This window comes from Allostella sp. (genome assembly GCF_041913585.1).
Lineage (GTDB): Bacteria > Pseudomonadota > Alphaproteobacteria > ATCC43930 > Allostellaceae > Allostella.
In genome coordinates this window covers 1-1,758 of the sequence record NZ_JAYSFE010000289.1, presented here as the reverse complement: position 1 = coordinate 1,758, position 1,758 = coordinate 1, and the positions used below count along the sequence as shown (strand labels likewise).

At 70.4% G+C, this 1,758-nt stretch carries 1 protein-coding gene; it reads right to left on the bottom strand.

Annotated features, from left to right (window positions below):
* On the bottom strand, nt 1–1,568 hold a 1,568-nt coding region (locus ACE3Q3_RS24290), incomplete at its 3' end, for a calcium-binding protein (RefSeq protein WP_374450434.1).
* Nucleotides 1,569–1,758: the final 190 nt, after the last annotated feature.

Sequence of the window (1,758 nt, the reverse complement as noted above, 5' to 3'; positions counted from 1 at the left end):
CGGCCGGCGATGGTGAAGCTCGCGGCCAGGACGGCGGCGGCCGTCGTCAGGTTCGTGTCGTTGACGCCGGACGCGATGACGAGGACGTCCGCCGCGACGTCGAAGCCGGACACCGTGTCGGCGCCGCTGCCGTCGCCAAAGGCGAACCGATCCGGCCCCGAGCCGCCGCCCAGGAGATCGTCCCCGGCGCCGCCGGTCAGGGTGTCGGCGCCGCTGCCGCCGTGGAGGCTGTCCTTGCCGTCGTCGCCGGCGAGCCGATCGTCGCCTTCGTCGCCGTAGATCAGGTCGTTGCCCGTGCCGCCGCCGATGATGTCGGCGCCGCCGTAGAGCCCGGACAGGCCGCCGCCCTGCACTTCCTCGTAGGGCTCGATGAGCAGGATACGGTCGCCCGAAATCACGTCGTCGCCGCTGCCGCCCGAGAGCGAGTCGGAGCCGAGATTGCCGTAGATGGTGTCGCTGCCGTCGTCGCCGGCGATCGTGTCGTTGCCGTTCAGGGCGTACTGGAAGGAGATCGAATAATACTGGTCGATGTCCTCCTGGGTCGGCACGCTGCCGAAGGCGTACATGAGAATGTCGCCGACCAGCAGATCGGCATCGGCGCCGCCATCGATCGAGTCGTCCCCGCCGACACCGAGAACGAGGTCGGTTCCGGCGCCGCCGAAGGCGCGGTCGTTGCCCGTGTCCCCGACGACCGTGTCGGCGCCGTCGCCGCCACGGAGCAGGTTGTCGCCGTCCGGCGTTACCGTCTCGCTGCCGAGGAAGCTGAGCAGGCCGCCCAGCACCAGGTCGTCGCCCGTGCCGCCGTCGATGGTGTCCGACCCGAATCCGCCGGCCAGATAGTCCGAGCCGTCCTCTCCCAGCAGGCGGTCCTCGCCCTCGCCGCCAAAGGCGAAGTCGACCCCGGCGCCGCCGAGTGCGGTGTCGTCGCCCGCGCCGCCGTCGATGCTGTCGTCGCCGTCGCCGCCGAGCAGGCTGTCGTCGCCGAGATCGCCCGTCACCGTGTCGTTCCCGGACTCGCCGAGCACGCTGTCCCGGCCCTGGCCGCCGAAGACGGAATCCGAGCCCTCGCCGCCGCCGACATAGTCGTCGCCGATATTGCCGTTGACGTGCCAGTCGTTCCCGGTGCCGCCGAAGACGCTGTCATTGTCCTGGCCACCGCGCACGAAATCGACGCCGGGCCCGCCATAGACGAGGTCGATGCCGGTATTGCCGTTGAGCGAGTCGTTGCCGTCCTCGCCGAAGATCACGTCATCGCCGTCGCCGCCCAGCGCGAGATCGTCGCCGGCACCGCCCTGGATCAGGTCGTCACCGCTGTTCGCGTTGTCGAGATTGGTGCCGCCGAACAGCAGGTCGGCGCCGCTGCCGCCCAGGATCGTGTCGTCGCCGGCAGCGCCGATGACGAGATCGGCGCCGCTGCCGCCGTCGGCGCTGTCGGCGCCGGCGGCGAGGTCGAGTACGTCGTCGCTCCCCAGACCGGCGACGGTGTCGGTCCCTCCCAGGCCGAGGATTGTATCTGCCCCCTCGGTACCGGGCAGGATGTCCGGCCCGTCGCCTCCGATGATCGCCATGGCTGCGCTCCCGCGTCGCTCTACCTGACGGACGACCCGCCAATTGCTGCCATAGGTTGCTCCGGTGCACGGGGTCGGATCAATCGCGGACGCATCCAATTCGCCGCCTTGCCGGGTGGTCCCGGGCTGCGCTAATTCGATGGCATGACCGAACGGACCGCGACCGGCTTCCTCGACGGCGTCCTCGACC